This window comes from Paraburkholderia monticola, assembly GCF_001580545.1.
Classification (GTDB): domain Bacteria; phylum Pseudomonadota; class Gammaproteobacteria; order Burkholderiales; family Burkholderiaceae; genus Paraburkholderia; species Paraburkholderia monticola.
Map to the genome: position 1 here is coordinate 169,060 of NZ_LRBG01000002.1, position 18,184 is coordinate 187,243.

The 18,184-nt window shown below is 63.6% G+C and carries 13 protein-coding genes; 11 read left to right on the forward strand and 2 right to left on the reverse strand.

Annotated features, from left to right (window positions below):
* The first annotated feature begins 227 nt into the window (after positions 1-227).
* The 4 genes from CI15_RS02885 to CI15_RS02900 all read left to right on the forward strand — a co-directional run bounded on the left by CI15_RS02885 (position 228) and on the right by CI15_RS02900 (position 4,992).
* Positions 228-1,418: a carboxylate--amine ligase gene (locus CI15_RS02885; protein WP_174543192.1), complete on the forward strand. Its 1,191-nt coding sequence runs from the start codon at positions 228-230 to the stop codon at positions 1,416-1,418.
* 39 nt (positions 1,419-1,457) lie between these two features.
* The gene (locus CI15_RS02890) at positions 1,458-2,711 is read left to right on the forward strand and encodes an FAD-dependent oxidoreductase (protein WP_062124175.1); all 1,254 of its coding nucleotides are present in this window, start codon (positions 1,458-1,460) and stop codon (positions 2,709-2,711) included.
* Between the two features lie 55 nt (positions 2,712-2,766).
* Complete coding sequence (locus CI15_RS02895; RefSeq protein WP_062124310.1) at positions 2,767-3,651, forward strand: polysaccharide deacetylase family protein; 885 nt, start codon at positions 2,767-2,769, stop codon at positions 3,649-3,651.
* Between the two features lie 96 nt (positions 3,652-3,747).
* Positions 3,748-4,992 carry a glycosyltransferase family 4 protein gene (locus CI15_RS02900; protein WP_062124178.1) on the forward strand — a complete coding sequence of 415 codons (1,245 nt, stop codon included), beginning with the start codon at positions 3,748-3,750 and terminating at the stop codon, positions 4,990-4,992.
* A 460-nt stretch (positions 4,993-5,452) separates the two neighbouring features.
* On the opposite strand, the gene CI15_RS02905 is transcribed toward CI15_RS02900, so the two are convergent.
* Positions 5,453-5,842 carry a hypothetical protein gene (locus CI15_RS02905; RefSeq protein ID WP_062124180.1) on the reverse strand — a complete coding sequence of 130 codons (390 nt, stop codon included), beginning with the start codon at positions 5,840-5,842 and terminating at the stop codon, positions 5,453-5,455.
* Between the two features lie 220 nt (positions 5,843-6,062).
* On the opposite strand from CI15_RS02905, the gene CI15_RS02910 reads away from it, so the two are divergent.
* The 6 genes from CI15_RS02910 (at position 6,063) to CI15_RS02935 (ending at position 14,925) form a co-directional block, all read left to right on the forward strand.
* Positions 6,063-8,282 carry a GNVR domain-containing protein gene (locus tag CI15_RS02910; RefSeq protein ID WP_062124182.1) on the forward strand — a complete coding sequence of 740 codons (2,220 nt, stop codon included), beginning with the start codon at positions 6,063-6,065 and terminating at the stop codon, positions 8,280-8,282.
* A gap of 139 nt (positions 8,283-8,421) precedes the next feature.
* On the forward strand, positions 8,422-9,522 hold the full coding sequence (locus CI15_RS02915) for a glycosyltransferase (RefSeq protein WP_062124184.1): 1,101 nt from the start codon (positions 8,422-8,424) through the stop codon (positions 9,520-9,522).
* Positions 9,523-9,526: 4 nt separating this feature from the next.
* Positions 9,527-10,732: an O-antigen ligase family protein gene (locus tag CI15_RS02920; protein WP_062124186.1), complete on the forward strand. Its 1,206-nt coding sequence runs from the start codon at positions 9,527-9,529 to the stop codon at positions 10,730-10,732.
* Between the two features lie 161 nt (positions 10,733-10,893).
* The gene (locus tag CI15_RS02925) at positions 10,894-11,808 is read left to right on the forward strand and encodes a glycosyltransferase family 2 protein (protein ID WP_062124188.1); all 915 of its coding nucleotides are present in this window, start codon (positions 10,894-10,896) and stop codon (positions 11,806-11,808) included.
* A 58-nt stretch (positions 11,809-11,866) separates the two neighbouring features.
* Positions 11,867-13,603, forward strand: a complete 1,737-nt coding sequence (locus tag CI15_RS02930) for a hypothetical protein (RefSeq protein WP_062124190.1) — start codon at positions 11,867-11,869, stop codon at positions 13,601-13,603.
* 32 nt (positions 13,604-13,635) lie between these two features.
* Positions 13,636-14,925 carry an oligosaccharide flippase family protein gene (locus CI15_RS02935; protein WP_062124192.1) on the forward strand — a complete coding sequence of 430 codons (1,290 nt, stop codon included), beginning with the start codon at positions 13,636-13,638 and terminating at the stop codon, positions 14,923-14,925.
* A gap of 118 nt (positions 14,926-15,043) precedes the next feature.
* Here the strand turns inward: CI15_RS02935 and CI15_RS02940 are convergent, their stop codons facing one another.
* Positions 15,044-16,255 (reverse strand): MFS transporter, encoded by a 1,212-nt coding sequence (locus tag CI15_RS02940; RefSeq protein WP_062124194.1) that lies wholly within the window; start codon positions 16,253-16,255, stop codon positions 15,044-15,046.
* Between the two features lie 389 nt (positions 16,256-16,644).
* On the opposite strand from CI15_RS02940, the gene xdhA reads away from it, so the two are divergent.
* Positions 16,645-18,162: a xanthine dehydrogenase small subunit gene (gene xdhA / locus CI15_RS02945; RefSeq protein WP_062124196.1), complete on the forward strand. Its 1,518-nt coding sequence runs from the start codon at positions 16,645-16,647 to the stop codon at positions 18,160-18,162.
* The last annotated feature ends 22 nt before the right edge of the window (positions 18,163-18,184 follow it).

An 18,184-nucleotide genomic window follows, 5' to 3' on the forward strand; every position in this document is an offset into this window, starting at 1 on the left:
AATGCTCAAGCTGCGGTAAATCGAAAGTCCATGATTTGACACACGGCGCGTGCCTGGGCGCGCCTGCCGCGCTCATGCATGATTTCCGCCGGACCGAGAATTTAACGCCAAAGCGCCCCCGCGAGGCGACAAAACGGATTTCTATCCGATTCGTTAGTTCGATTGTGTGAAGTCTCGAGGCATGTCTTCGAGGGTTCAGGCACGTACGAAGCAAGGAAATCGACATTATGGCGAGCGCATACGTTTCAGGCCAATCGGCAGGGGTGATTGTTGGAGCGGAGTTAAACGGACTCGGGGTGGCGCGCTCGCTCGCGCGGGCCCGCATTCCGATTGTTGCGATCGATACAAGGACCCGGGCGGCCACATGGTGCCGACACGTTCACCCACATCAGGTGAAGAGTTTCGTTGGGAAAATGTTTGTCGATGAATTGATCGAACTCGGCAAACGGTTCGATCGTCCGCCGGTTCTGATTCTGACCGACGAAGACGCGGTGCATGCGGTGTCGGAGAATCGCGTGGCGCTGTCGCACTGGTATCGTTTCCGCCTGCCGGTCGACGACACCGTCAAGTTGTTGTCGAGCAAGACGCGCTTTCACGAATTCGCGCAACGGCATGGTTTTCCGGTGCCGCGCTCGGTCGTGCTCGACAATCTCACCGACATCGAACGGCTGTCCGAATTGCGCTACCCGTGCGTGCTGAAACCGGACGACAAGCGCTACGTGTTGCATGGCGAAAAAGAACGCGTGGTGCGCGTCGACACGCTGCAGCACGCACGCGATCACGCGATCGCCATGCTCGCGACGCCGGGCGGCATCATCGCGCAGGAGTGGATCGAAGGGCCCGACAGCAACATCCACTTCACGTTGTTCTATCGCGGCGCCGAGGGCCAGATGGTCAGCATGTTCACCGGCCGTAAGGTGTTGAGCTCGCCGCCGGGCATCGGCAATACCGCGATCTGCGTGGCCGCGCCCGAAGCGAGCGGCGTGCTCGAACCGCTGACGCGGCGCTTCGCCGAGCAGGCCGGTTTCGACGGCATGGGCAGCATCGAGTACAAGTGGGACGACAACTACCACGAGTTCGTGATGGTCGAGCCGACGGTCGGCCGCACGGACTGGCAGGAGGAAATCGCGACGCTGTGCGGCGTCAACATTCCGCTTGCCGCGTACCGTCATGAGCTCGGCCTGCCGCCGCCCGCCGAGCGTCCGAGCCGCGTGCCCGTCGCCTGGCGCGCGACGTTTTCCGATCGCCCGCCGCCCGAATTGCTGAGCGAGCGCACCAAGATATTCGACGGCTTTTTCCGCTGGAGCGATCCGCTGCCGGCGTTACAACACTATGTCGTGATGAACCCGCTGCGACGGATGAAGCGCAGTTGGAAAAAAGCGATCAGGGCGCCCGAATCGCGTCAGGCCAAAGCCTGACGCGCGGCAATCAACGCCCTTTCCGCCTGGAGACCATCCATGTCTTTCACCGATACGATAATCATTGGCGCGGGGCCCTACGGGTCGTCTCTTGCCGCGCACCTGAAGGCCGCCGGCGTGGATCATCAGATTCTCGGCGAACCGATGGGCGCGTGGCGCAACTTCATGCCGCCTGGCATGCTGCTGCGCTCCGAGGCCTTCGCGTCGAGCCTGCATGCGCCGCGCGCCGGCTTTACCGTCGAAGACTACTGTCGCCTGAAAGGGCTGCCGTATCGGCCACTCGGTATGGCGCTGCCGCTCGAAACGTTCGTCGACTACGCGCTGTGGTTTCAGGCAAATCTGGTCGGCGAGATTCAACCAGTCGACGTGCTCGCGTTGCGTCGCGTCGACGATCAGTTCCAGTTGTCGCTGAGCGACGGCCGCACCCTTGCCGCGCGCCGGGTCGTGATCGCGCTGGGCCTGAAAGGCTTCGCGCAAACGCCGCCGGCGCTGCAACGGTTGCCGGCGGGCTTTGCGTCGCATTCGGAGCTGTACGGCAACCTCGAGTGGGCGCGCGGCAAGGACATTGCGATCGTCGGCGGCGGGCAGTCGGCGCTCGGGCTGTCCGCGCTGCTCAACGAGCTCGGCGCGCGCGCGCACGTGCTGATGCGCGAGAGCAGCGTGGTGTGGCACGAGCGGCCGGAGGGCGGGCGCAACATCCTGTCGCGCATGAAGCACCCCGAGGCGGGCCTGGGACGCGGCTGGCGCTCGCTGTTCCTGTCCGAGTATCCCGGCGTGTTCCATATGCTCGACCCGAAGCGGCGCAAGCAGATCATGGAGCACACGTATGGCGCGTCCGGCGCATGGTGGCTGCATGATCGCGTGGTCGGCAAGGTGCAGCTCTCGCATCGCACCGAGTTGCGCTCCGCGGCGATCGAAAACGACCGGGTCGTGCTGAACGTGCTGACCAACGGTAAAGAAGCGCGGGTGAGCGCCGATCACGTGATCGCCGCGACCGGTTTCAAAACCGACATGCGACAGCACGCGTTCCTGTCGGCCGATCTGGCGGACGCGATTTCGAATCAGGGCGGCATGCCCGAACTCACGTCGAACTACGAAACCCGCGTGCGCGGCCTGTATGTGATCGGACCCGCGTCCGCGCATAGCTTCGGGCCCGTGATGCGTTTCGTCTACGGCACCAAGCACGCGTCGCCGAGCGTGGCGCGGCACATCGTCGGTTCGTTCAAGGCCGGTGCGCGCGAACGCGCGTGGCCGGTCGCTCACGCACCCATCCCGGAGCGCACAGGTGAATAAGACTCCCGCAGTGGGCATGCGCGCGCGCCTGTCCGAGACCTACCACGGGCGCCGGATGAAGCGCTACAAAGCCCTCGCGAAAGAGATGCTGGCGGGCTTCGTCGTGATGTCGGGGCTAGCATGGACCACGCGCAAGCTGCTATGGCGCGACCGGGTCGCCGTGCTGCTTTATCACGATCCCGATCCGGACACGCTCGACCGTCATCTGACCTATCTCGGCAAGCTGTGCGAGTTCGTGCCGTTGACCGACGTCAGCGCGCCCGGCCGCGGCCGGCCCCGCGTCGCGATCACGCTCGACGACGGCCACGCCGGCAACGCGAAGCTGCTGCCGGTGTTCATCAAGCACCAGGTGCGCCCCACGATCTTTCTGTGCAGCCGCATCGTCGGACGGTCGCGCAGCCACTGGTGGCTGCATCCGGGCTCGCTACGCGTCGGCCACGAAAGTCTGAAGCGCATGACCAACGAGGAGCGCCTCGCCGCGCTGGCGGCACAAGGCTACCAGCAGGACGGCGACGACCGGCCGACCGGCCTGTCGATCGAACAGATGCAGGCGATGCGCGAGCACATCGACTTTCAGGCGCATACGCGTTTCCATCCGATCCTCACGCATTGCAGCGACGCGGAAAGCAAGGCGGAGATCACCGACAGCCGCCACGAGATCGCGCAGCTGTTGCAACAGCCTTGCGAGCACTTCGCCTATCCGAACGGCAACTACGGCGAACGCGAAGTGGCGTTCGTGCGCGCGGCGGGCTTCAAAACCGCGCGCACCTGCGACCTCGGCTGGAACGATCAGCACACCGATCCGTACCGGCTGCGCACGATCATCATCGACGATGCCGCGTCGACGCTGCGCTTCGCCGCGCAGCTGAGCGGCATTGCGCTGTTTCTGCGCTATCTGCGCGAGGGCGGTGGCTGGCACGGCAAATTTCCGCAGTTTTGAAGAACCCTGGGGAACGCCCGGACGAAGCCATCGCTCCGGGCCAGGCCGTCCGCGTTGTTCGCGTGACGGCACAAGAGCATTTGACAGGAGGAGACCATGCAGCGCTGCAGAGTCCTGGTGATCAACGACTACCCGCATATGGGCGGCGCGGAAGTGGTCTATCAACAATCGGCCGAGCTGTTGGGCACGCTGCCCGGCGTCGAGGTCGAGCGTTTCGACAATAGCCAGTTTTCCGCGCGCTCGACCATGCTGTCGCGCTCCTGGAACCTGATCGCCGCGCGCGCGCTCGAAAAGGCGCTGTACCGCTTCCGGCCGCATCGGCTGATGGTGCACAACTACCACAACGTGCTGTCGCCTTCGATCCTGGCCGTGATCGCGCGGCACCAGCGCCGCCTCGGTTACCTCGCGTACCACACCTGCCACGACTACCACCTCGTCTACTACAACCCGTCGCTGCAGTACTTCGACAAGGACAAACATCCGATCATTCTGCCGCTCGACATGCTGCGCACGCGCGCGGCCTTCATGCTGCGCCCGACGCCGAAGGGCTTCATGCACGACATGATGACCAAGGCGTGGTGGCATGCGGTGCGCGCGGCCTATCAGCCGGCCCAAGTGTTCGACAAGATCTTGTGCCCGGGCCCGTTCATGGAGGAAGCGCTGCATCGCGTCGACATTCAGAACACGGTCATCGTGCACAATCCGTCGGCGGTGCCGGTCTCGATGCCGCCCGTCACGGTGCGCGACAAGGAGCGCTTCAACCTCGCGTTCGTCGGACGGATCTCGCCCGAAAAAGGCCTGCTGCAATTCCTGCAGATCTGCGAGGCGACGGGCTTCGAGCGCATCAATTGCATCGGCGTGTACGGCGATGGACCGGATCGGGAGACGATCGAGCGACGCTACGCCTCGCTGATTGCCGAGCGCAAGCTGATCCTGTTCGGCACCATGCCGCAGCAGCAGCTGTTTCCCGCGATGCGCGAGTTCGCCGATGCGGTCGTGGTGCCGTCGGTGGGCGCGGAGAACGCGCCGCTCGTCGTGATCGAGGGGGCGATGCTCGGTCTGCCGGTACTGATTCGCGACGGCGGGGCCATGGCGAGCACCGCGGAATCGGTCGGCAACAAGGTCAAGTTCAAGTTCGACCCGGACAGTCTGAAACGAGCGCTCGGCGAGCTGGCCATTCATCTGGCGGATGAACACCGGCAGTACAACGTCGAGGAATATCTTCCCGAGCACTACGCGCGGCGTCTCGCCGAAATCATGCACATCGGCGAGCGTCCGACGGCCTCCGCGCCCTCGCGCCGGCGCGCGCGCTATGCGGATAATCCGCGTCCGGCGCGATGAAAATAATCGGCATCGATTGTGGCAAACGGCGTGTATATCCGCGCCGTTATCGTCATTTAAAAATGCGCATTTTTATTGCGTGATTTGTCTGAAGCAATTCTCTGGCTATCGGCTTTTGTGTGCGCTGCCGAACGTTGTAAAGACGGGCTCTCTGAATATTATGATCGCCAAGGAAAGGCGTTTTATCGAGCGCTGAGGCGCGCAGCTTGACGCAGTAAAACAGGCCGCGCAGACGGCGCTGATCTGGCACTGATCGGTATAAATGCCGGCGAAACGCCAGACTTATCAGAACAAAGGCATGTGCAGAGCGTGGACGTTTGCGTGGAAGAAGGCGGACGAAACGCGGCTCATCGGGGAATATCGCTACCGGGCCTGGCAGTCAAGTTCAACCAAACAGGAATGTGGCCGCAAGCGGCCACATCGGCGATACGGGGGGTCCAGACGGCGATGCGCTATCGACTCAGCGCGCGCCGTACGGATCGGAGGTCTCGGGAGACGCGTAGGTCTGTTCTGAATTCCACAAATCGTTGCTGTAAGGGTCCCCCGAGTTCTTCGCGCGGCCAGGCAGCGTGACGCTTGAACGTTTCTGCTTCGGGAGACTGTTTTTCGTTTCGGTGTACACGTTGGGCGCGATGTAGCGTTGCTTCCTCGCGTAGGCGAAGTCCGACGGGGAGCCGTAGAGCGTAGCGGAACTGGCGGCATGAGGCGTCATCGCCTCGAGTTGCGAACGCTTGGCGACATAGCTCGGCGTATAAGCGGAAGCGGAGGAGGCGGCGGACACGGTGCTCTGAGCGTAGGCCGCCTGGGCAGTCAGTAATACCGGAAATACGGCGGCAAGAAGCTTTTTCATTTTGGTCTCCGTAAGAAAGCGTGTGATGCGATGGTAGGGAAAAGAGCAGACCTCGCATAGGCGCTGTTACACACAAAGGTAGCCGATGTGGCGTAAATCGGCTAGCTCCGTCCGATCGAGCCGGTCAGCTCGATGGATACAGGCGTGACTGGATGCGGCGGCGTGCTGGTCCCGGCGCCGAGAATAAGTGGCAAACCGTCGAGACTTTGGGAGAACTCGCATGAACCAAAGCAGTGCACCATTCGATAGCCGGAACAACAACAGCGAACATCCGCCGGCAGGCTTCGCGAATTATCTGGATGCGCTGTATGACAACCGCAAGCTGATTTCCATCACGACGGCCATCGCGGTCGCACTGGGGATCGGCTATTCGGTTTTCTCCCAACCCGTCTATCGCGCGGACATTCTCGTGCAGGTCGAGGAGAACGCAGGTACCTCGTCCAAGAGCGTGATCGGGGACGTGTCGGCGATGTTCGACGTGAAGACCGCGACCTCCGGCGAGGCGCAAGTGATCGGCTCGCGCATGGTGGTGGGGCCAGCGGTCGATAAGCTCAACCTGGACATCCAGGCGACGCCGCGCTACTACCCGATATTCGGCAGCTGGCTCGCGCGTCATTCCGATAGTCTGTCGACGCCCGGACCGCACGGCTATGTGTACGGCAGCGAGCGTATCGAGGTGTCGAAATTCGATCTGCCCGAAGAGCTGTTCGACCGGCCGTTCGTGCTGAGGATGGGCGAGGGATCGAACTACGAACTGCAGTACGGCAAGCTGAAGCTCGACGGCACGGTCGGCCAGCCGCTGAACGCGACGACCAACTACGGGCCGCTCACGCTGCTCGTCGACCGCATCGAGGCGAAGCCGGGCGCGACCTTCGAGCTGCGCCGCGAAGCCGCGCTGTCGACGACCGAAAAGCTCCGCAAAGATCTGACGATCTCCGAAAAAGGCAAGGAATCCGACATTCTCGGCGTCTCGCTCGAAGGCAGCGATCCGAAGAAGATCAGCTCGATTCTCGCGACCATCGCGGGCGAGTATGTCAGCCAGAACGTGAAGCGCAAGTCCGAGGAAGCCGAGCGTTCGATCCGCTTCCTCGAACTGCAGCTTCCGGAACTGCATCAGCAGCTTTCCACGTCTGAAACGCGCTTCAACGACTTCCGCGCGAAGCACGGCACCGTCGATCTCGGCGAGGAAGCGACTAACCTGCTGCAACTGTCGGTTCAGGCGCAGACGCGCCTCGCCGAACTCGAACAGAAGCGCAATGAATTGCTGTCGCGCTTCACCGACCAGCATCCGGCCGTGCAATCGGTCAATGCGCAGTTGAATGCCGCGCGCCAGGAAGCGAGAGATCTCGCGAACCGCACTCAGGCGCTGCCGCCGCTCGAGCAGAACGTGCTGCGCCTGCAGCGCGACGTGCAGGTCGGCACCGAGCTCGACACGTCTTTGCGCAATACGCTCGAACAACTGAAGCTGATCAAGGCGGGCAAGGCCGGCAACGTGCGCATTCTCGATGCCGCCGTCGCACCCGATAAGCCGGTGCGGCCCAAGCCGCTCCTGATCATCACCGCGGCGATGATGCTGGGCGTGTTCGTCGGCGTGGTGATCTCGCTCGTGCGTCAGCGTCTGTTCGACGCGATCGACGATCCGTACGAAGTCGAGCTGCGCACCGGTTTGCCGGTCTATGCGAGCGTGCCGTTCAGCCGTCAGGAAGAGCGCTTCGCGCAAAGCCGCCGCCGTTCGGATGCGAAGGCGCTCGTGCTCGCCGGCGAAGCGGTGATCGACCCGGCCATCGAAAGTCTGCGCGGCTTTCGCACCGCGCTCGAATTCACGATGACCAAGGCGCGCAACCATATCGTGCTGATCACGGGCCCGACGCCGGGCATCGGCAAGTCGTTCGTGTCGCTGAATCTCGCCGCGGTGATCGGCGCGACCGGCAAGCGCGTGCTGCTGGTCGACGGCGACCTGCGCCGCGGCTTCCTGCATCGCCATCTCGGCGGCGAACGCGGCCCGGGCCTGTCCGATCTGATCCAGGGCTCGTACCGCCCCGAGGAGCTGATTCGCCCGACCCGCTTCCAGGGCGTCGATTTCATCGCGAGCGGCCGCCAGGTGGCGAGCCCAAGCGACGTGTTGTCGAACACACGGCTCGATTCGATCCTGCGCCAGGTCGCGACCGGCTACGACGTCGTGCTGCTCGACGGTCCGCCGGTGCTGCTCGCCTCCGACGCGGTGCGGCTCGCCTGCGTGGCCGGTACGACGTTCTTCGTCGCGCGTCAGGGCACCACGGGCATCGGCGAGCTGCGCGAGTCGGTCCGGCAGATGCAGAAAGTCGGCCTGCCGGTGCGCGGCGTGATCATGAATGGACTGAAGATGCGTCCGGGACGCTATAGCTACGGCTACGGACGCTATCGCTACGCGGCCTACATCTACAAACCGTACGACCGCTAGACCCGGGTGCCCGCTACGCGCCCGCGGCGCGGGGCGTAGCGCGAAATGGACCGATTAGAAGAAAAGCAACATGCCGATGCAAAGGAATTTTACGGCGGCGCTAGTCGAGCGCATGCCGTACAGGCAAGGGACAACTCGGATGAAACAGCTATTTGTCACGCCTTTTCTGCCCCAGAAAAACGCGCCGCAAGCTGGCCACCGTCTGGCCTACGACTTCCTGACCAAACTGGGCGCCGAGTCGGAGCTCGACGTGCTGATCCTGTCGCGCACGCCGGTCGACGAAAAAAACATCGAGTTTCGCGCGAACGTTCGCAACGTCTACATCAAGTACGTGAGCCGCTTCGACATGATCCCGTCGTTCATCGCCAATCCGCTGACGTTTTCGCCGCGCCTGTTCTCGCGCTATACCTCCGCGATCGGCAGGTTCATTTGCGAGCTCATCGAGAAGAACCGTTACGACACGGTTCAGCTCGAGTTTTCGCAATGCTTTGCGTATGCGCTGGATCTGCGCCGCCGCTTCCACGACGGCGTGAAGATCGTGATGGGCGTGCACGACGTGCAGATCCAGGTCGTGCTGCGGATCAAAAGCCTCGAGGGCTGGCTGTTCGCGCGCCAGACTTTCGCGCTCGAGCAGCGCCTGCTGAAGCTCGCCGACACGGTGCGCGTGCTGTCGAACAAAGACGGACACCTGATCAGCGGCCTCTACCCAGGGATCGGCGCGGTGCAGGTCGTGCCGATTCCGCTGCCGGGCTTTCTGAAGGACGTGCGGCGCTCCAAAGACACGATCGAGAAAGGCAACATCCTGTTCTGGGGGGCGATGCAACGCCGCGAGAACGAAGAGGCGCTGCTCAATTTCGTCGACTCGATCTTTCTGCCGCTGCGCCGCCGCGGTCTTCAACTGAAGCTGTTCGTGGTCGGCTCCGATCCGAGCGAGCGCGTGAAGCGCCTGAATAGCGACGATATCTGCGTGACCGGCTTCGTCGAAAATCCCGGCAAGTACTTCGAGTCCGCCGATATCGGCGTGGTGCCGCTGCTCTCGGGCGCCGGCGTCAAGCTGAAGACGCTCGAAATGCTCGCAGCGAAGCTGCCGGTCGTGTCGACGCCGCTCGGCGCGGAGGGTGTCGAGCACGACGGCACCTTGCTCAACATCTGCGAGATCGACGAGTTCCCGGCGGTGATCGAGCGGATGTACCGCGGCGATCCGGTCAACGTGAACGCCCCCGTGGCGTATCAGGCGTGATGCCATGATCGCAACCATCGCCTACCTGCTCGCCGTCGTGCTGTGCGCGTCACGCGGCGTGCTCGAGTACCTGATCGGCAAGGACGCCGCCTATCTGATCCAGGTCGGCGGCATCGTCGGGCTGCTCGTGTGGTACATCTCGCCGACGGCGATTGCCGCTTACTTCCGCGAGGAAGGACGCTTGTCGTTCGGTCTGCTGGTGGGCATGGTGTTCTCGGTCGGGCTGTCGGTCGTCGCGACGCTCGCGGTCACCGATCAGCTCGGGCTCGCCTATCTGTTCGTCTTCATCTTCACGCTGTTCATCTATTTCTACACGATCTCGAACTACCAGAAGCGCTTCGTGCGGCCGCGCGTCGCGTATGTGGGGCTGGTGCTGTTCGCGCTGATCGAAGCGGGTGTCGCGCTCGCGCAGCAGCAGAACGTCTTCCCGCTCGATCTGCCTGGCTCGACCTACGGCTTCGACAATCTGCGCGCGCCGGCGCTGACCGGCAGCTATCTGCACTACCCGCTGTTCGTCGCGATTGCCGCGTCACTGTGCGGCGTCGATTATCTGGTGCGCAAGAACGTGTTGTCGGGCCTCGCGTGCGCGGTGCTCAGCTTCGCGATTTTCTCGGCGCTGTCGCGCAGCGGCATGCTGATCATTCTCGGCACGTTTGGGCTCGCGTTCCTGCAAGGGCCGATCCAGTTCATCACGAGAAACGCGAAGCTGATCATCGTCACCGTGTTTGCCACGATGGCGCTGATGATCTTCGGGGTCGCGATAAGCAGTCAGAACGACAGTGTCGTCAACGTCGGCACCGAACGGATGATGGGCGCAACCGATCTGGAGTCCGACGGCAACGACGGCCGCACCGAGGCATGGGAGAAGGCCAAGTCGCTCGCGGTGCCGGCCAACCTGATCACCGGCACGTATTTCGGGCTCGTCACGAACTCGGCACCCGACCCGGTGAAACAGGAATTCGGCATCGTCGAGTCGAGCGTGCTGCAGCAGATCCTGAACATCGGCCTGATGGGCGCGATCTTCTATTTCGGCGTGCTGATTTCGGTGACGAAACTCGCAAGCAAAGAAAGCCGCATTTCGCTTTGTATTTGGGCCGCCTTATTTCAAACGTCCTTCTATCAATCGATCGAAGTGATTCCGTTTGTCTTCATCCTGATGACACTGCCCGTGTTCGATTACGTCGACGGACCGCGTCGAGACAGCGCGTAGCGAACGCAAGGCAGTGCGTGCCGGATCGTTTGCCTCGCGCAGACGAGTAGTGGGTAGTGGGTGTCGGTAGTTCGCGCGAAGAGCGCGAAGCAAGGGGAAAAAACATGAAAGCCGTGTTTGGGGGTATTCCACGAACACCTGATGTAAAGCAGGAGGTGGGGATGAACCTGAAGGGAACGTTTAGCGTGGTGATCGTCAACTACAACACGCCAAAACTGGTCGGAAATTGCGTGCGTTCCGTGCTTGAACTTTCGATTGCGGATAAGGAGGACATCGTCGTCGTGGATAACGCTTCCCCCGATAATTCGTTTTCCTATCTGAGGGAAACGCTTCCGCCGGGCGTCAGACTTGTCAGGACGTCGATCAATCGCGGTTTCGGGGCAGGCGTCAATTTCGGCATGGTCGGATGTCTGCGCGAGCTCGTGCTCGTGTTGAACCCGGACACCTATTTCGTCGACGCATCGCTCGAAAGCGCGTTGACGTTGTTCGACATGGAGAAGGATGTCGGCCTGGTCGGTCTCGATCTGGTCTATCCGGATGGCGAGCGGCAGTTTTCCGCGCGGCGCTTTTATTCGCTGCTCGACATACTCGGCCGGCGCTCGCCGCTCGGACGCCTGCAGGCGTTCAAGCGCCGCATCGACAACCACCTGATGCGCGAGGCCTGGGGCGCGGGCACGCCGTTCGAAGCCGACTGGGTGCTGGGCACTGGGTTTATCGTGCGGCGCGCGTTGTTCGGCGAACTCGGCGGCATGGACGAGCACTTCTTCCTCTATATGGAAGACGTCGATTTTTGCGCGCGTATCTGGCAGGCGGGCTACCGCGTGCTGTGCGTGCCGGGTGCGCGACTCACGCACGAGCATCAGCGCGCGTCGGCCGCGGGCTTTCTGAGCAAGGCGGGACGCCGTCATATGAACAGCTTGTGGCGTTTCAGCCGCAAGTATCACGTGCCGCTGTTCAGGCCGCCTGGCGTGCAGGGCTTGATGCGCGGCGCGAAAGCGCGGCCGCTGCCGGTGCCCGTGACGCTCAGCACACGTTCGGCATCCGCCGAGCCGCCGCGAAGCATCACGGTGGAGTGACGCGCATCGACATGTCGACGCGAAAAAAGAACGGAGTCATGCAATGGGGGCGGAATAGATGAAGACCCGGCGACAGGCGCTCAAGACGTTCCTGCTCGGCGGCCTGGCCGGGGCAAGCGCAAGCACAGCCGATCTTGGCGTCGCGCGCGCGGCGGGGCGGGCGTTGCGCGAGCACGATGCGATCGCGGGTACGGCGGATGGCGGGGGCGGCGGCGCGGGCGGCATCCTGCGCGTCGCCGCGACCGTGCCTGAACGTGCCTCTTCTGAACCGTCCGCGCCGAGTTATCTGAAGACGCTCAGCGACATCGTCGCGGGACTGGAGGTCAGCGTCGCGCGTTTCGTGGACCCGCGCAAGCTGGCGGCGATCCAGCGCGGCGCGTCCGGCTACGATTGCGGCGTCGAACTCAGGGAGGCGTTCACGAGCGGCGCGCGCGGGCTGTATCTGCCGCGCGGCATCTGGCGTTACACCGGCGACCTCACCACCGCGAACGGCTCGAGACTGCGCGGCGACGGTGGCGGCGAATACGTCGTGATCACCGATATCTCGATGGGTGCAACCGTGCTGGAGAGACAGGACCCGGGCGGCCCGACGTCGGCGGCGCTGACACTCGGCGACTCGGCGTTCGTCGAGCATGTGCAGGTGCGCCCGGCGCATTACGACAAGGTCATCTACTACCTCGCCAACTATCCGGCCCATAGCGGCAATACGGCGATCGGCATTCACTTCGGCACCTCCGCCGGTGCGAGTCGTTGCACGGCGATCGGTTTTTCGCGCGCGGGCTACGAGCTCGGCGTGACGTCGACGCTCGAGCGCTGCTATGCGTACATGTGCGAGCGCGGCTTCTACGCAACCGAACATACCGACGGCTCGCTGATCAATTGCATCGGCATGTTCTGCCACACGGCCGGCGCGGATATCGTCGATAACTTCTGGCAGGTGATCGGCGGACGCTGGGAATGGAACGCGCGTCACGGCGTGATTCTCGGGGCGGAGTCGCTGATCGTCGGCGCGGTGTTCGATCGCAACGGCTTTGCTGGCGTCTATATGAAGAGCGGCAACTGGGGCAAGGTGGTGAACGGCAATTACTTCTCGCGCAACGGGTGCGGCGGCGACGGCAAGCTCGGCCGCTGGAAGTTCTCGGCGCGCGGGCATCCGTCGTACCTGGACGTGCCGCCCGGCCAGAGTTGCCACATCCAGGTCGATTACCAGCAGGCCGCGACGATCGTCGGCAATCGCTACCGTCCCGGTCAGGACGACGAGAACGGCGGCTGCGATGGCCCGCAGTTCGTGTATGGGAGTACGACCGCGTCGGGCAGCACGCCGCTGAACGGCATCACGATCCAGGGCAATTTCGGCGATCGCGCGGGCGATTCGATCGTCGGTTACGCCAAGGCATATCCGGGCGGTGGCGCGATTGCGGGCGGCAAGGACGCGAGCCTCGCGCATGCGCTGAATCTCGGCGTCGGCTACGAGCGCGGCGGCATCGCGGCGGCGCTGCATTGCGGCGACCAGGACGTGTCGCCCGAGACGACCCGCATCACGGTCAACGTATTGCGCTCGACGTCCGGCCGCGTGGTGTTGCGCGTGGCCACGCGCGGCCATGCTTTGCTGGCCGAAATCCTGTTCGCAACCGACGCAACCGACGCCAACTACAAGACGGTCGTCAGCAATCTGATCGGCAATGCGGTAAAGAGCGCGGTGCTGAGCGCAAATAGCGAGGACGATCGCTACAACAGGATCGATATCGCGCTGACGGAGCCTTCTTTCGTGTCGTATTCGGTTTTTTCGAGTTAAGTTCTTAATCGCCTACTGCAATCAGGACGACTGTGTCGACGAGAAACGTCATCATCGCGCTGTATTCGGTGTACGCACTGAACTACGTGCTGCCGCTCGTTACGTTGCCGTATCTGTCGCACGTACTGGGGCCGGCCGGGTTGGGCGTGATCGGTTACGCGCAGTCGATTTCGCAGATTCTTCTCGTCGTCGTGGATTTCGGCTTCGGCCTGTCCAGCGCGCGCAAGGTGGCCGTATACATCGATCAGCCCGAGGTGGTGAACCGCATCTACTGGTCGACCACGATCGGTCGCGCGATCCTCGCGTTGCTGTGCTCGCTGGTGCTGGTCGTCTGGGCGTTCGCCGGGCATATGTCGCCGCAGGAGCGCGGCGCGACGCTGCTGGGTTCGCTCGTGATCTGGGGCGGCGTGTTGACGCCCGGCTGCTTCTACGAAGGCACGCAGCGTCTGCCCGTGCTCGCGGGCACGCTGCTCGCGACGCGCGTGGGTCTGCTGATTCCGCTGTTCCTGCTGGTCAAGAGCCACGACGACGTGATGCTCGCGGCCGCGCTGCAATATGCGCCGACCTTCGTGTGCGGTGTGATCCTGATGGGCGTGCTGATCTGGAAGCGCGAGATTCTGTTCAGCGTGCGGGTCGGCTGGGCCGACGTGATGGCCGAGGCGAGGGAGGCGTATCACATCTTTCTCGGCTCCGCGCTCACCTCCGTGTACATGTACGCGAACGTGATCATGTTGCGCATGATCAGCGGCCCGGGCGCGGTCGGCTATTACGTCGCGGCCGAGCGGCTGACCAACGCGCTACGCGCGTGCACGGCGCCGGCCATCCAGGCGTTCTTTCCGAAGATCTGCGTTGCGTACGAACGCAACGACTTCACCTATATCCACAAGGTGAACCGCGGCTTCATGCTCGTGTTCGCGGCGTCGGCGGTGCTGATTCTGGTCGGCTTTACGGTGCTCGGCGAGTGGTTCGTCCGACGTTTTCTCGGCGAGGCGTTCGGCGAGACGTTCCGCATTCTGCGCATTCTCGTGTTCGTGCCGGCGATCGTCGGCATGACGACGACTCAGGTGATGCTGACGGTCATCGCCTCGGGCAATCAGTCGTTGCTCAAGCGGATCTATATCTACGGCGCGTTGTTCCATCTGGTGCAGGCACCGATCAGCATTTACTTCTGGGGCGGCGTCGGCACCGCGTGCTCGGTGGCCGCGACCGAGTTGTTCATGCTGATCGGCGTGTACAACGTGGCGAGCCGGATCAATCACGGACAGATCGCGGTGCGCTCGCAGGCGATGGTCAAGCAGGAGATGGCGGCGGAGCGGGAATAGCCGCGCCCGAGGGACGGCGGGAGTGACGGGCCGTGACACGCGTGGTGATAACCTCGCGCGTCGCGGCCTTCTTGTTTCAGCGACGCAAATTCAGCGACGCAAATTCAGCGCCACGCGCTCACTGCGCGGTGGACAGATTGGTCACTTTCGCGTTGCGCAGATACAGCACGGTCGACAGCACGACCGCCGCGGCTGCCGCGATCGCGGCAAACAGGAACACCGAGCCATAACCGAACTCGCCGGCGATATAGCCCGCCAACGGCCCGGTAATGCCGAGCGACAGATCGAGAAACACCGAATACGCGGACAACGCCGCGCCGCGGCTCGCCGGCGGCACGAGCCCGACCGCCTCGACGCCGAGCGCCGGGAATACCAGGGCGAAGCCGAACCCGGTCAGCGCGGCACCGGCCAGCGCGATGTGCGGCTCGGGCGCGAGCCACAGCATCAGCAGACCCGCGCATTCGAACGAAAACGAGGCGATCGCGACGCGAAAGCCGCCATAGGTCTTGATCGTGTTCGCGAACAGCAGGCGCGCGCCGATGAACAGCGTGCCGAACACCGTCAGCGACAGCGCCGCATTCGGCCAGTGCTTCGCCGCATAGAACAGCGTGATGAAGGTCGCGATCGAGCCGAAGCCGGCCGAGCCGAGCGCGAGACCCATGCCGTGCGGCAGCACGCGCGTAAATACGCTGCGGTACGACATCCGCTCGCCGTGCACGACCGGCACCGGCGCGATCAGACGCGCGAGGTAGTAGCCGAGCCCCGCGAGCGCGATCACCAGAATGCCGAGCGCGGTAAAGCCGATCGAGTGCGAGATCGCCACGCCGAGCGGCGCGCCGATCGCCAGTGCGCCGTAGGTCGCGATGCCGTTCCACGAAATCACCCGCGCGTTGTTGGACGTGCCGACCCGGCCGATGCCCCACAGGATCGCGCCGGTGCCGCACAGACTTTCGCCGAAGCCGAGCACGAGCCGGCTGCACACGAGCAGTGCGAGGCTCAGCACCGGCCAGTGACCGGTCAGCGCCGCGAGCAGCAATAGCACGCCGCTCGCGCCGCAGCCGAGCAGACCGATCGACACCGTGCGTTTCGGCCCGAGCGTATCGGCAGAGCGGCCCGCGAGCGGCCGTGACGCGAGCGTCGCGAGGTACTGCACGCTGATCGCCGCGCCGGCCAGCACCGCGCTGTAGCCGAGGTCGTTGTGCACGTAACCTGGCAGCACCGCGAGCGGAATACCGATCGTGAGGTAGCAAAGAAAGGTGAAAAAGACGACCGGAATGATCTGCAGGGTCGTCGCAAATTCGCTGCGGGCGGACGCGGAGTCGGTGGACATCGGGAAAACGAGACTTGAAATCGGCAGGAAGCCGTGATTCTCCCATGGAACCGATTCCCTTGCAGGGCGTGCTTAATAAATGGGTCGAACAAATGGCGGGATGTGATGCGATAAAGGTCCGTTTTACGAACGATAGTGCGCGATTTTTTGGCTGGCCAGCCCGTCATGCCAGAATCGGATATGGCCAATAAACTGCAAAAACATTAAAAAAGCGGCAAAAATTCAAAACGAACATAAGCGCCGCCGCACGCAAATCCATCTCGATATCGCGCGACCAGTATGTCCCCCATGCGATTCGCGCTATGGGTTGTGTTTATTGACGGTGATAGCTTTCAAACCATCGACGCGGCAGTTCCGCGCGAACCCAGATCAGACGAGAGCTACGAGACATGACTGAGCCGATTCGCTTCTATCACCGCAACGCGATCCGCGAAATCCAGGACGCCCCGGTCACCCGCACGGTGCTGCAGTATCTGCGCGAGGACGCGCATTGCACCGGCACCAAGGAAGGCTGCGCCGAGGGCGACTGCGGCGCCTGCACCGTCGTGATCGGCGAGCGCAACGCGGCGGGCGGCGTCGACTTCAAGGCGGTCAACGCCTGCATCCAGTTCATGCCGACGCTCGACGGCCGCGCGCTCTTCACGGTCGAAGACCTGCGCCAGCCGGACGGCTCGCTGCATCCGGTGCAGCAGGCGATGGTCGACTGCCACGGCTCGCAGTGCGGCTTCTGCACGCCGGGCTTCGTCATGTCGATGTGGGCGCTGTATGAGAAGCACGGCCACGAGCATCGCTGCGCGAACCGCACGGTGCCGTCGCGTGAGGCGATCGGCAATGCGCTGACCGGCAACCTGTGCCGCTGCACCGGCTACCGGCCGATCATCGATGCGGCCGAGCGCATGTTCGAAGCACCCGCGCCGCAAGCGCCGGTCAACGTGAAGACGCTCGCCGACACGCTCGCCACGCTCGAGCGCCGCGACACCTTCCACTACGAGCACGCGGGCCAGCGTTTCGCCGCGCCGCGCACGGTCGCGGCGCTCGCGCAGATCAAGGAAGCAGAACCGGCCGCGCGGATTCTCGCGGGCAGCACCGATATCGGCCTGTGGGTCACCAAGCAGATGCGCGAACTCGGCAATCTCGTCTACGTCGGCCAGATCGCCGAGCTGCAAAAACTCGAAACCAACGATGACTGGATCGAGATCGGCGCGGGCATCAGCGTCGAAAGGGCCTATGCCGAGATCGCGAAGCAGTATCCGGAGCTGACCGAAATGTGGCAGCGCTTCGCGTCGCTGCCGATCCGCAACGCCGGCACGCTCGGCGGCAACATCGCGAACGGCTCGCCGATCGGCGATTCGATGCCGGGGCTGATCGCGCTCGGCGCGCGCGTGATCGTGCGCGGCGGCGACATCGAGCGCGAGATGCCGCTCGAAGACCTGTACCTCGCGTATCAGAAGAAGGACATGGCCGAGCACGAGTTCGTCGTCGGCCTGAAGGTGCCCACCCGCGTCGGCGCGCGCGCGAACCTGCGCTTTCGCACCTACAAGCTGTCGAAGCGCTTCGATTCGGATATCTCGGCCGTCTGCGCGGCGTTCTCGTTCATCGCCGACGGTGACCTGATCCGCGAGCCGCGCATCGCGTTCGGCGGCATGGCCGCGACGCCGAAGCGCGCGCTCAACGCCGAAGCCGTGCTGCGCGATGCCGAATGGTACGAGGCAACCGCGCAGGCCGCGATGCTCGCGCTCGGCAACGACTATGCGCCGCTCAGCGACATGCGCGCGACCAGCGACTACCGCCTCGAAGCGGCGAAGAACACGCTGTACCGCTTCTGGCTCGAAACGCGCACGCATCAGCCGCTCGCGAAGAGCGCCCTCGACGTGCGCGCGGTCGCGCCGGCCGGCGCGTGCGCGTAAGCGCCGCGCGTCCCCGAAGGAT